General features: G+C 74.0%; 11 protein-coding genes. 8 read left to right on the top strand and 3 right to left on the bottom strand.

The genetic code is table 11. The annotated features are described in order from the left end of the window. Positions 1–194 precede the first annotated feature (194 nt). Positions 195–617, bottom strand: a complete 423-nt coding sequence (locus tag HT134_RS43130; protein WP_175606299.1) for a hypothetical protein — start codon at positions 615–617, stop codon at positions 195–197. A gap of 53 nt (positions 618–670) precedes the next feature. Next, entirely contained in the window at positions 671–1,120 is a 450-nt protein-coding gene (locus HT134_RS43125) for a cupin domain-containing protein (RefSeq protein WP_175606298.1), read from the bottom strand. 218 nt (positions 1,121–1,338) lie between these two features. Here HT134_RS43125 and HT134_RS47420 point away from each other — a divergent pair, with 218 nt between their 5' ends. The 6 genes from HT134_RS47420 to HT134_RS47415 all read left to right on the top strand — a co-directional run bounded on the left by HT134_RS47420 (position 1,339) and on the right by HT134_RS47415 (position 10,270). After that, entirely contained in the window at positions 1,339–1,464 is a 126-nt protein-coding gene (locus HT134_RS47420) for a hypothetical protein (RefSeq protein ID WP_281387911.1), read from the top strand. 55 nt (positions 1,465–1,519) lie between these two features. Further along, positions 1,520–4,663 (top strand): AfsR/SARP family transcriptional regulator, encoded by a 3,144-nt coding sequence (locus HT134_RS43120; RefSeq protein WP_175606297.1) that lies wholly within the window; start codon positions 1,520–1,522, stop codon positions 4,661–4,663. Positions 4,664–4,761: 98 nt separating this feature from the next. Continuing rightward, positions 4,762–5,244 (top strand): MarR family winged helix-turn-helix transcriptional regulator, encoded by a 483-nt coding sequence (locus HT134_RS43115; RefSeq protein WP_175606296.1) that lies wholly within the window; start codon positions 4,762–4,764, stop codon positions 5,242–5,244. Between the two features lie 319 nt (positions 5,245–5,563). Next, on the top strand, positions 5,564–6,544 hold the full coding sequence (locus HT134_RS43110; RefSeq protein ID WP_175606295.1) for a zinc-binding dehydrogenase: 981 nt from the start codon (positions 5,564–5,566) through the stop codon (positions 6,542–6,544). A gap of 85 nt (positions 6,545–6,629) precedes the next feature. Next, positions 6,630–7,538, top strand: a complete 909-nt coding sequence (locus tag HT134_RS43105; RefSeq protein ID WP_175606294.1) for an NmrA family NAD(P)-binding protein — start codon at positions 6,630–6,632, stop codon at positions 7,536–7,538. Positions 7,539–7,624: 86 nt separating this feature from the next. Next, a complete protein-coding gene (locus tag HT134_RS47415) occupies positions 7,625–10,270 on the top strand; it encodes an AAA family ATPase (RefSeq protein ID WP_175606293.1) in 2,646 nt (881 codons plus the stop codon). Positions 10,271–10,286: 16 nt separating this feature from the next. On the opposite strand, the gene HT134_RS43095 is transcribed toward HT134_RS47415, so the two are convergent. Continuing rightward, entirely contained in the window at positions 10,287–11,213 is a 927-nt protein-coding gene (locus tag HT134_RS43095; RefSeq protein ID WP_217709072.1) for an ArsR/SmtB family transcription factor, read from the bottom strand. Between the two features lie 102 nt (positions 11,214–11,315). Here HT134_RS43095 and HT134_RS43090 point away from each other — a divergent pair, with 102 nt between their 5' ends. Next, complete coding sequence (locus tag HT134_RS43090; RefSeq protein ID WP_175606291.1) at positions 11,316–11,789, top strand: cupin domain-containing protein; 474 nt, start codon at positions 11,316–11,318, stop codon at positions 11,787–11,789. 52 nt (positions 11,790–11,841) lie between these two features. Next, positions 11,842–12,331, top strand: a 490-nt coding sequence (locus HT134_RS43085; protein WP_175606290.1) for an FAD-binding oxidoreductase, incomplete at its 3' end; no start/stop codon positions are given.

Below are 12,331 nucleotides of genomic sequence, written 5' to 3'. Positions count from 1 at the left end.
TCCTCAACTCCGAGAGCGGTCAGTGCCGCGATCGCGAACATCTGGGGTGTTATCACGTACATGAGCGATCACGGCGGTGCGGCGACCAGGGCGACTCTTCACCGGAGTGGTGTGCGACTCCGGCACGTTATCCGGTACATCGCCGCAGCCGCCGCCCGGCAGCCGGCATGAGCGCCGCCCCGAAGGTCACCGCGCTACGGGGCGGGGACGTCACCCTCGCCGCAGCCGCCGACGCCTTCCTCGCCACCCCGCGCACCGCCAACCCCCACACCCACCGCGCCTACGCCTCGGCCATCGACCGCACCATCGCGCGGCTCGGCTGCGACCGGCCGCTCGCCGACATCACCGACGCCGAGATCGGCGCCGCGCTCACCGACCTGTGGGGCGAGAGCGCGCCGGCCACCTGGAACCGCAACCGCGCCGCCATCACCTACCTGGCTCACCGCTGGGCGAGGAATGTCCTCCCGGCGAGGGAACCTGGATTCCAGCTCGAAGACCTTCCGCACCAGACCGAAGCCGAGCCGCGTCGCCCCGGATTCGTTCGCCAGCAGCGCGAACTCCTCCTCATCCAGCTTCCAGCACTCGATCAGGTCCTCTATCTCCCATTCGCGTCGCATGCCCGCACCTCAAGGAGTCCGTGGCCAAACCGCACAACGGCAGTCACACGGCGTCACCTTGCGGCTGGTGACGCGGACCCGAGCGGGGGGCCTTCCAGGCGGCTGCCGCGCGGCTGGGTGACGGTCATGATGGTGCAGGGGGTGTCCAGCTCCAAGCGGTGCCATCGTCCGCGCGGGACGACGGCCGCGGTCCCGGCCGTCAGCGTGACCTCCTCCTCCCGCCGGCCCGGTCCCCGCGGCCGCAGATAGAGGCGCATCTTGCCGATGAGGCAGCACACGACCTGCTCGGCCTCGGGGTGGACCTGCCAGTGGCCGGCGTGGACGTCGGCGTCGGTCCTGGCGTGGAAGGTGGAAACCCGCCAGCCTCCGGTGTCGGGGTCGCCGGACCGTCCGCCGGTGTGGATCGTGCCGTCCTGGCCCAGGTGGATGAACGAGGCGAACAGGTCGATCGGGGTCTGGGGGGCTGTGCCGTGGGGGGCCGGCCGGCCGGGTGGGGGTGTCATGACGGCCATCGTCGTGCGGGTGCGGCCTCCGGGGCGTCCTGCGGGTGGAGTCTCCTGCCGCTACCGCCGCGGGATCAGTGACCTCGCCGACTACGACGCCGGGAGTAGCAAAATTCTGTAGGTTCGACCCAAGATTCGTGTTGACACATTCTTATGTCTGTCATAAATTCAGTGGTGTCGCAAGACGGACAGAACATCACCGACAGAGAGGAGCGCGCATGAACCTGCGCATCACGCCCCCGAGGGCATCCAGGAAGACCCCGCAGTTCCAGGGCGGCAAGGGGATCTGCCACAACCCCCGCCCCGTGCCGCCCAGGTCGCCACGCGGCACGAAGGGCCGGTGAGCGCGGCTCCTCGGGCCGTCCCGGGAGCCGCCGGCGCCACGGCACAATTGCTGCTGTGAGAGTCGGATTGCTCGGACCGTTCGAGGTCAGGAACCACGACGGGGCCCTGGTGGAGATTCCCGGCGTTCGGCTGCGCGCGCTGCTGGCCGCCCTCGCCCTCGAACCGGGCCGCGTCGTCACACGTGCGCGCCTGGTGGACTGGATCTGGGGGGAGCAGCCGCCCTCGGACGAGGTGAACGCCCTGCAGGCGCTGGTGTCCCGGCTGCGCAGGGCCCTGCCGGACGGTGTGATCGAGGCGGACTCCGGCGGCTACCGGCTGGCCGCGGCCCCCGACGCCGTGGACGTGTCCCGCTTCGAGCAGTTGGTCGCTCAGGCCCGCGCCGCCGAGCCGGAGGCGCGGGCGGACCTGCTGCGCGCGGCCCTGGCCCTGTGGCGCGGCACGGCCATGGCCGACATCGCCCTGCAGGGCAGCGACGCCTTCGACGCCGTCGTGACGCGGCTGGACGACCTCCACCTCGCCGCCCTCGGGGACCGGGTGGATGCCGACATCCGCCTCGGCCGCGGCTCGGAGCTGGTCTCCGAGCTGACCGAGCTGGTCGCCACGCATCCGCTGCGGGAGGGGTTCGTGGCGGCGCTGATGCGGGCGCTGGCCGAGGCGGGACGCGGGAACGAGGCGTTGACCCTCTACCAGCGCACGCGCGAGCGCCTCGCCGAGGAGCTGGGCGCAGATCCGTCGGCCGAGCTGTCCGCGCTGCACACCGCGCTGCTGCGGGGCGAGCTGGGCGAGCGGGCCGACACCCGCAGGACGAACCTGCGCGCCGCGCTGACGAGTTTCGTCGGCAAGGACGACGACGTCGCCGCGGTCGCCGTCCTTGCCGTCGGGCACCGGCTGGTCACCCTGACCGGGCCGGGCGGCTCCGGCAAGACGCGGCTGGCCACCGAGACCGCGCGCACCATGCTCACCGAGCTGCCCGACGGGGCGTGGCTGGTCGAGCTGGCCTCGGTGCGGGCCGGCGGTGAGCTCGCGCAGGCCGCGCTGACCGCGATCGGCCTGCGCGACCAGGGGCTGCTCGGCGGCGCGCGGGGCGGGGAGCCGATGGACCGGCTCATCGCCGCGGTCCGCGACCGCACGATGCTGCTGATCCTGGACAACTGCGAGCACGTGATCGAGGAGGCCGCGGCGTTCGCCGACCGGCTGCTGGGGGAGTGCCGCAGGCTGCGGATCCTGGCCACGAGCAGGGAACCGCTCGGCATCACCGGCGAAGTGCTGTGGGCGGTCGAGCCCCTCGCGCTGCCCGCGGCGGGAGCCGGTCCCGACGAGGCCGGCTCCTCACCCGCGATGCGGCTGCTGCGCGACCGCGCCGAGCTGGTGCGCAAGGACATCGGCTTCGACGCGGACACCTTGGCGGCCATGGCCCGGATCTGCCGGGCGCTCGACGGCGTCCCGCTGGCGATCGAACTGGCCGCGGCACGGCTGCGCACCATGTCCGTCGATCAGCTGGCCCGCCGGCTCGATGACCGCTTCCGGCTGCTGACCGGGGGCAGCCGCACGGCGCTCGCGCACCACAAGACGCTGCGCGCGGTCGTGGACTGGAGCTGGGACCTGCTGAGCGAGGCCGAACGCGGCGTGCTGCGGCGGCTGTCGGTCTTCTCCGGCGGGGCGAGCCTGGAGGCGGCCGAACGGGTCTGCGGGGACGAGGCGCGCGCGGGGGAGCAGGTGTTCGACGTGCTCACCGCGCTGGTCGAGAAGTCGCTGCTGTTCGCCGACGGCGAGGGCGCGCCGCGCTACCGCATGCTCAACACCATCAGGGAGTACGCGGCGCAGCGGCTCGCCGAGGCCGGGGAGAGCGAGACGGCGCGCCGGGCCCACCTGGCCTTCTTCACCGAGCTGGCCGAGCAGGCCGAGCCGCACCTGCGCCGGGCCGAGCAGCTGACCTGGCTGTCGGCGCTGGAGGCCGAGTACGACAACATCGGCGCGGCCCTGCGCTGGGCGATCGCCGAGGGACGGGCCCAGGAGGCGATGCGGCTGGTCGCGGCCGCGGGCTGGTTCTGGTACCTCAGCGGGCACCGGGCCGAGGGCGCCGAGCTGGCCATCGCGGCGGCGTCGCTGGACGGCGAGGTCGCCGACGACGTGCGGGCGATGGCGTACCTCATAGTGACGATCTTCCTGACCTCCGGGATCGGCGGCGACCAGTACCAGGCGCGCGAGTGGATCCAGGAGGCGCACCGGCTCGCCCGGCACAGCGCGTCCCGCCGCCCGCTGCTCGGGTTCGTGGAGCTGCTGGAGCGGACACTGCAGGGCCCGATGGACTTCCTGTCCGCCTGTGAGCCGCTCATCGCCGACGGCGATCCGTGGGTCCGCGCGCAGGCGAGGCTGACCCGCGGCCGGCTGCGGCTCACCCTCGGCGCCGACGAGACCGACGTCGACGCCGACGCCGAGATCGCCCTCGCGCAGTTCCGCGCGATCGGCGACCGGATGGGGATCTCGTACGCGCTGACCTTCCTGGCCGACCGGCTGGCCATGCGCGGCGCGTTCGCCCGCGCGTGCGAGCACTACGAGGAGGCCGCCGTGGCGCTGACCGAGGTCGGCGCGACCGAGGACGTGGTCAGCGTGCGGGCGCGGCTGGCTCAGCTGTACTGGCTGGCGGGCGACGAGCGAGCCAGCGCCCGCGCCATGGCCGAGGCGCAGCGGTACGCGGGCGGCATCGTCTGGCCGGACTCGCTGGCCGAGCTGGCGCTGCGCAAGGCGGGGCTGGCGCGCTGGCGCGGCGAGCCGGGCCAGGCGCGCGAGTTCCTGGCCACGGCGCGGGCGGTGCTGGAGGACGCGCAAAGAGTCGGCTCCGTGCGCGCCGAGACCATGGACCTGCGCGGCTACCTCGCCGACGATCTGGAGGAGTCGCGCGGGTACCGGGCCGAGGCGTTCCGCGCCGCCGTGGATCACGGTTATCCGCCGGCGCTCGCCGGTGTGCTGGTCGGGATCGCCGATCTGGCGCTGCGCCAGGGCCACCACGAGCAGGCCGTACGGCTGCTCGCGGCCAGCGACGTCGTACGCGGCACGCCGGACCGTTCGCAGCCGGACGTCGCCAGGATCGCCGAGCGGGCGCGCGAGCGCCTCGGCGAGGCCGCGTTCGCCGAGGCGACCGGCGAGGGGCGGCGGAGCGACTGGCGTGAGCTGGCCGAGGTCACCCTCGCTTCGTGAACGACGTCACGGGAGTGATTGGTGCATGCACTTGCATCGAGTCTCCCGATGCGGGATAGTTGGTTTGGCACAACCAACCATTCGGGAGTGGTGCGAGGATGGGACAAGAGCCGGCCGGCAACGACGGCCTCGATCGCCCGCGGCGTGAGGCCGTCGACGGAGTGGCGGCGGCGCTGGCCACCGTCGGCAACTGGATGTTCTCCCCGGCCACGCGGCGTAAGATCATGGCGTCCTCGGGGCTGGAGCTGTCCTTGGGGGACTACACCCTGCTGGCCCAGGTGTCGCTGCACGCGCCGGTGCGGCTGTCGGCCCTGGCCGAGCTGATGGAGGTGGACAAGTCCACCCTGTCACCTCCGGCCAAACGCCTGGAAGCGCGCGGATTCATCGAACGCCGGCCCGACCCGGCCGATGCCCGCGCCCAACTGGTGAGCGTCACCCGGGCCGGGAGACTGGCCATCAGCCAGCTGTGGAAGGCGCGCGCGGCCGCCGTCGCCGCCCTGCTGGCGGACTGGGAGGCGGCCGAGGTCGAGCAACTGGCCGCGAGCCTCGGCGCGCTCAGCGAAGCGATCAAGAAGGGGTGACGAGACCCCACGGTTCCGCCGCCGCCCGCGCCGGGACCTAGGGCTCCGTCCACCCAAGTCCGCCCACCCAAGTCCGCCCACCCAAGTCCATCCACCTACCCGGCTCCACGCGGACGGGCAGACGTCAGGCGCCGCCTGCCGTCCTCCGCACCTCGCCGCCCCTACCGCCCGCGGCGGCCGACTGCCACCGGCCCCGGCCAGGGCTGCCGTGGTTCCCGCCGTTCCCGGTCCTCGCGTGCCCGGACGCGGCGCGGCCGTCCGCGTGTCCCATCGCCGCGCCCACCCCACCCCTGTCTCTTCACCAAGGATGTGATGTCCCATGCGTGCTGTCGTGCTGCCCGAATTCGGGCCACCGGACCGGCTGCGGGTCGCCGACGTGCCCACACCGAGGCCGGCGGCGGGCGAGGTCGCGGTGCGGGTGGCCGCGGTCGGCGTCCAGTTCCTGGAGACGCAGGTCCGGGCGGGGACGATGCGCGGCGCGCTCGGCGGCGCGCCGCTGCCGGTGATCCTCGGCAAGGAGGTCGCCGGACTGGTCGCCGAGGTCGGTCCCGGCGGTGACACCGCCCTGATCGGCGCGCGGGTCCTGGCCAGCACCACGGGCCTGGGCGGGTACGCCGAGACCGCCGTCGTCCCCGCCGCCACCCTCGTCCCGCTCGCCGACGGCATCGGCCTGCCCGAGGCCGTCGCCCTCTACCGGTACGGCGTCACGGCCCAGGGCCTGGTCAGGGTGGCCCGCGTGAGCGCCGGTGACCGGGTCCTGGTGCTGGCGGCCGCGGGAGCCGTCGGCACGGTTCTGGTGCAGTTGCTCAAACGGGCCGGGGCGACGGTCGTCGCGGCGGCGCGCGGGGAGCACAAGCTCTCCCTGCTCGGCAGGCTGCGTGCCGACCACGTGGTGGACTACACGCTGCCCGACTGGACGGCCCGGGCCCGTGACGCCGTGGGCGGCTCGATCGACGTGGTCTTCGACCATGTCGGCGGAGCGCTCGGACGCGCGTCGTTCGAGCTGCTCACACCGGGCAGCGGACGCCAGATCGTGTTCGGCTTCTCCAGCGGCACGCCGCTGGAGGTCGGGCCCATGGAACTGGCCGGCCGGGGCCTGACCCTGACCGGGTTCAGCGCGGGCCTCATCTGGGGCAGGCCCGCCCTCGCCCGCACCCTGGTGAACGAGGTCCTGGAGCTGGCCGCGGCCGGGCACCTCACGCCGGTGATCGGCCAGAGCTTCCCGCTGGAGCGGGCAGCCGACGCGCATGCCGCCATCGAGGCGCGCGGCACCGTCGGCAAGACCCTGCTCATCCCCTGATTCCCTCCCCGAAACACCCCTGCGTCCCCGTCACGGGGACCCGCGGGCCATATCCCTTCGACCTCCGGCAAGGAGTGCACACACCATGTCCTCTCTCCCCAAGATCTTCGTGGCCGGCGCCACCGGACTGCTCGGCGGCCGGATCGTCCGAGCCCTTCTCGACCAGGACGCCCCCGTGCGGGCCCTGGTGCGGCCCGGCGCCGGCGAGGAACGCAAGCGCGCACTGACCGCCCTGCGGGCCGACGGCCTGGAGCTGGTCGAGGGCGACATCACCGATCCGGCCGAGCGGCTGGCCGAGGCCGTCGGCGACGCCACCACCGTGATCTCGGCCGTGCAGGGCGGCCCCGAAGTGATCGTGGACGGGCAGGCCAACCTCGTGCGCGCCGCGGAGAAGGCCGGCGCCCAGCGGTTCATCCCGTCCGACTTCGCCGTCGACGTGACCAAGCTCGACGACGGCGACAACTTCATGATCGACTGGCGCCGGCAGGCCGCCGCCGCGTCCGCCGGCACCCGCCTCGAGGTGGTCTCCGTGCTCAACGGGGCCTTCTACGAGGTGATGACCGGCTTCATGGGGCTCATCGACTGGGAGCAGGGCACCCTGTCCCACTGGGGAGACCCCGACCAGCCGCTCGATCTGACCTCGGTGGCCGACACCGCCGCCTACACCGCTGCCGTCGCCCTCGACCCGGCCGCCACCGGCACGCTGCGCTTCGCCGGTGAGGTCCTGTCGATGCGCCAGTTCCACGACGCGGTCCAGCGCGGCTCCGGTCGTACCCTGCGGCTGCGCCACCTCGGCACCGCCGACGACCTGCGCGCGGAGATCACCCGTCGGGCGGCGCTCACTCAGAACCCGTTCGACTACGTGGCGCTGCAGTACCAGTGGTGCATGGTGAGCGGCAAGGGCAAGTTCGACACCCTCGACAACGCCAGGTACCCGCAGGTCACGCCCCAGCCGCTGACCGACTTCGTACGCGCCGCCGCACCGGCGCTCTGACGCGCCGTCCGGCGGGCCGGCACACGGCCACCGCCCCGTCGAGGAGATCCCTTACCAGCCGCCCGGCGGTGGCGGATACTACGGGGATGCGCTTGCTGGAGCGGGAGACGTCGTTGGCGTCGCTGGCCGAGTACGCGGCCGAGGCCCGGCGGGGCGAGGGGCGGCTGGTCCTGGTCGCGGGTGAGGCCGGGGTCGGCAAGTCGGCGCTGGTCGAGCGGTTCCAGCAGGACCTGCCGGCGGCGCGCTGGTCGTGGGGGGCCTGTGACGGGCTGTTCACCCCACGCCCGCTGGGGCCGCTGTTCGACGTGGCCGAGCAGCTCGGCGGCCCGCTGCTGGAGCTGTGCCGGGCCGGCGCCGGACGCGAGGAGCTGTTCCGGGGGCTGCTGCGCGAGGTCGCCGACCCGGCGAGCCTGGACGTGGTCGTGGTGGAGGACGTGCACTGGGCCGACGAGGCCACTCTCGACCTGCTGCGCTTCCTCGGCCGGCGGCTGCGCGGCAGCGCGCTGCTGCTGCTGGCCACCTACCGCGACGACGGTCTCTCGGCCGCCGACCCGCTGCGCGTCACGCTGGGCGACCTGGCCTCGCAGCGCACGACCAGGCGCATCGGCCTGGCCCCTCTGTCCACCCGGGCGGTACGTGAGCTGGCCGGCGGCAGCGACGCCGACGCCGGCGCGCTGCACCGGCTGACCGGCGGCAACCCGTTCTACGTGACGGAGGTCGTCCAGGCCGGCCTGCACGGGGTTCCCGGCTCGGCCCGGGACGCGGTGCTGGCGCGCGCCGCGCGCCTGAGCGGCGCGGCCCGCCAGGTGCTCGACGTCGCGGCGCTGACGGGCACCCGGGTGGAGTGGCGGCTGCTGGAGGCGGTGACCCCGTGCCCGGTCCCGGCCGTGGACGAGCTGCTGGCGTGCGGGCTGGTCACCGGCGACGGCGAATGGCTGCGTTTCCGCCACGAGATCGCCCGGCTGGCGGTGGAGGGGGCGCTGCCCGCCCGCCGCGGACGCGTCACCCACGGCCTGCTCCTGGCGGCGCTGGCCGCGCTGGGCTGTGACGACGACGCCCGGATGGCCTTCCACGCCGAGGCGGCCGGCGACGCCGCCGCGGTCCTGCGCCACGCGCCCGCCGCCGCCCGCCGCGCCGCCTGGCTGGCCTCCCACCGCGAGGCGGCGGCGCAGTACCGCAGAGCGCTGCGCTTCGCCGACGAGGCCGACGCCGCGACCGTGGCCGAGCTGTGCGAAGAGCTGGCCGACGAGGCGGCCCTGCTCGACCAGTGGCAGGACGCGGCCGAGGCGTGCGAGCGGGCGCTGGCGCAGTGGCGCCGGGCGGGCGAGCGGCTGCGGGAGGGCACCGCGCTGCGCCGGCTGTCACGCATCAAGTGGAACCTGTGCCACGGCGAGGTCGGCGCCGCCGAGGCCGCCGTGGCGGTCCTGGAACCACTCGGCGACGGCATCGAGCTGGCTTGGGCGTACGCCACCCTGGCCAACCACCGGATGCTGCGCTACGAGCACCACCTGGCCGAGCCCCTGGCGCTGCGCGCCCAGGAACTGGCCGAGCGGCTCGGCGCCACCGACGTGCTCAGCGACGCCCTCAACACCCGGGCCGCGTGCGCCTGGCTACGCGGCGGCGCCTGGGAGGAGCAGATGCGCCGCGCGCTCGAGGTCGCCCTGGCCGGCCGCCACCAGGACCAGGCGGGCCGCGCGTACGCCAACCTGGTCGCCCTGCACAGCGGCCGGCGCCGCTTCGCCGAGGCGGAACGGTGCGCGGCCGAGGGCATCGCCTACTGCGACGAGCACGACCTGCCCACCTACGGCACCTGCCTGCGCGGCGAGCACGCCACCGTCATGGAGCGCACCGGACGCTGGAAGGAGTCGCTGGCCGTCAGCGCCGCCATCCTGGCCACGGTGGGCCGTTCCCCGTCCAACCGCATGTGCACGATGCGCCGGATCGGCTCGGTCCTGGCCCGCCGCGGCGAAGCGGGCCTGTGGCGGCACCTCGACGAGGCGGCCGAGCTGGCCGACCGCACCGGCGAGCCGCAGCAGATCGTGCCGGTACGGCTGACCCGCGCCGAGGCGTACTGGCTGGAGGGCAGGACGGGCCAGGCCCGGCGCGAGGCGGAGCTGGCCCACGACGTGGCCGCCTCCTGCGACGCCTGGGACCGTGGCGCGGTCGCGGTCTGGCTGCTGCGCACCGGCTCCCCGCGCACTCCGCGAGGGGCGTTCCCGCGGCCGTACCGGCTGGAGCTCGACGGCGACCCGGCCGGGGCGGCGCGGGCCTGGAACGAGCTGGGCTGCGGCTACGACGCCGCGCTGGCCCTGTCCGGCGCGAGCGGCGAGCCGGAGCTGCGCGAGGCCCTGCGCGTCCTGACCGACCTCGGCGCCCTGCCCGCGGCGCGCATCGTCAGGCGGCGGCTGCGCGGGCTCGGCGTGCGTTCGCTGCCGGCCGGGCCGCGCGCGGCCACGCGGGAGCATCCCTGCGGGCTGACCCGGCGCGAGCGCGAGGTGCTCGCCCTGCTGTGCGCCCGGCACACCAACGCCGAGATCGCCGCCAGGCTCTTCATCTCCGTCAAGACGGCCGGCCACCACGTCTCGGCGATCCTCGCCAAGCTGGGCGCGCCCAGCCGCGCCGCCGCCGCCGACCAGGCCGTCCGCCTCGGCCTGGCCGAGACCGGCACCACCGCGGACGCCGTCGCGGACGCCGTCACGGACCGCGGCGGCCCGGGGCGGTCACGTCCGTGACCCGCTCCCAGGCCGGTCATGGTCGCGGCGCGGCCGCCTCCAGGAGAGCACGTCCAGCCGTGGTCAGCTCGTGCGTGGCCGTGCGACCGGCCCGGCTGCTGTCGATCAACCCGGCGTCCCGCAGGATCGCCAGGTGTTCGCTGGCCGTCGGGGCGGTGACGTTCACCAGCCCGGCCACGACGGTCGTCTGCAGCGGAGTGGTGAGCGCGGCCAGGATCCTCGATCGCGTCGTTCCCAGCAGCCGGTCAAGGGACCTCGGCGTGGGAGGGGCCGCCCAGAGGTACCGCCCGGACGCCGGGTAATAGATCGCCGGAGTCCAGTGCTCCGAGGTGGTGCACTGCACGCGGTCGGTGATGAACAGCGACGGAACGATGATGAGTCCCTCGGGGCAGTCGACGTCGATGTCGACGGCCGACTCGACGGTGACGGTGTCGCCTTCGCACGCCGCGGAGTGGTGCAGACGCGGAAGGACGGCGCGCAGCCCCTCGCGGTTGACCTGGATGGCCCGGTCGAGCATCTCGGCACGCAGCGCCTGCCGCATGGACGGCCACTCCGGCTCCATGGCCGCTTTCCACAGGCGGCGCGCCGCGTCGGCGGCCTCCAGCCTGGCTCGGTCGGGGTCGTCGAGCAGCCGGCGGCCTGCCTCCGCCCCATGTCCGATCGTGGCGTCGACCAGCTCGGCGTGGACCTGGTCCGCCGGGGTGGAGAGGAGGGCGTCCATGCCCTCCTCGAAGGTCGGCTCACTGGACATCGGCGACGGGTCGAGGAAGTCGGGTCGATACGCGCCATCGGCCATGAACACCGTGAGCGCGCTCAGATCCAGGTCCGCGAGGCGGTGCCGGCGACGGCGGAGCCACTGGTGGAACACCGGGTGACGCTGCGGCTCGGTCAACAACCGGGCAAGGCTGACCACCTCGTGGATCGGCGACATCGCCCATCGCACGCTCGCGGCACCAGCGCCCAATCGGTAGCGGATCACCTCCCTATTGTTAGGCCACCGCCGAAATGAGCGCGAGCGGAGCGGCAGTGCCCCGAGACTCGGGCCATGACGGACACGAAGCCGATGGACTGCTCCCGCGAACGGCCCGAGCGAGCCCGGCAGAACCGAACGATCCGGCTGGGCACCGGCGGATCGACCATCGAAGTCCTCGCCGGCCCGGCGGAGACCAACGGGACGGTGAGCATCTACCGGTGGCGCATGTCGCCCTCCAGCCGTGGACCCGCCCCGCACTTCCACACGACCTTCAGCGAGACCTTCGTCGTCGAGGACGGTGAAGTGGACTACTTCGACGGGCGGGTGTGGTGCACCCTGCGGCCCGGCGACACCGCGCACGCCGCGCGGGGTGAGGTGCACGCGCTCCGGAAGCAGCGCGCCGAACCTGCCACCCTCCTCATGGCGCTCTCACCGGGCGTGCCCCGGGAGGAGTACTTCGCGCGGCTCGCCACCGTGAACGAGCGGGACCAGAGCCGGTTTCACCAAGCCCACGACAACCACTTCGTCGACGACGACGAACGGTGATGGCACCGGCGACGCCACGCATTCATGAGTACTCGAAATAAGGGAGACGACGATGACGATCAACGATCTGCGCGGTGTCCTCAAGGGGCGCGTGCTCCTGCCCGACGACGACGGCTTCGAACAGGCGGCCACCCCGTGGAACCTGACCGTCAGGCAGCCGGTGGCTGCCGTGGCGGAGGCGGCGGACGCCGAGGACGTGGCGGCGCTCGTGCGCTACGCGCGGCGGGCGGGTCTGACGGTGAGCGCGCAGCCGAGCGGGCATGGCGCCTCCGGTGATGTGGACGGGTTGATCCTGCTGCGTACCGGCCTGCTGAACGAGGTGGAGGTACGCGCCGACGAGCGCGTGGTCCGGGTGGGCGCGGGTGTGCGGTGGGGGGAGGTGCTGGCGGCGGCCGGTCCGCTGGGCCTGGCGGGTCTGGCGGGCAGCGCGCCGGGGGTCAGCGTGACCGGCTACACCCTGGGCGGTGGGGTCGGCTGGTTCAGCCGCCGCTACGGCTTCGCCTCCGACAGCGTGCGGGCCTTCGAGGTCGTGGACGCCGACG

It is taken from the genome of Nonomuraea rhodomycinica (genome assembly GCF_013363995.1).
In the GTDB taxonomy this organism is placed as follows: domain Bacteria; phylum Actinomycetota; class Actinomycetes; order Streptosporangiales; family Streptosporangiaceae; genus Nonomuraea; species Nonomuraea rhodomycinica.
Note: the sequence above shows the minus strand (reverse complement) of the source record. Positions and strands in the feature narration are given on the sequence as shown.

Bases quoted from the DNA above. Each gene is read 5' to 3' on its own strand.
- HT134_RS43130 (WP_175606299.1), bottom strand. From the start codon at position 617: ATGCGACGCGAATGGGAGATAGAGGACCTGATCGAGTGCTGGAAGCTG.
- HT134_RS43125 (WP_175606298.1), bottom strand. From the start codon at position 1,120: ATGACACCCCCACCCGGCCGGCCGGCCCCCCACGGCACAGCCCCCCAG.
- HT134_RS47420 (WP_281387911.1), top strand. From the start codon at position 1,339: ATGAACCTGCGCATCACGCCCCCGAGGGCATCCAGGAAGACCCCGCAG.
- HT134_RS43115 (WP_175606296.1), top strand. From the start codon at position 4,762: ATGGGACAAGAGCCGGCCGGCAACGACGGCCTCGATCGCCCGCGGCGT.
- HT134_RS43110 (WP_175606295.1), top strand. From the start codon at position 5,564: ATGCGTGCTGTCGTGCTGCCCGAATTCGGGCCACCGGACCGGCTGCGG.
- HT134_RS43105 (WP_175606294.1), top strand. From the start codon at position 6,630: ATGTCCTCTCTCCCCAAGATCTTCGTGGCCGGCGCCACCGGACTGCTC.
- HT134_RS47415 (WP_175606293.1), top strand. From the start codon at position 7,625: ATGCGCTTGCTGGAGCGGGAGACGTCGTTGGCGTCGCTGGCCGAGTAC.
- HT134_RS43090 (WP_175606291.1), top strand. From the start codon at position 11,316: ATGACGGACACGAAGCCGATGGACTGCTCCCGCGAACGGCCCGAGCGA.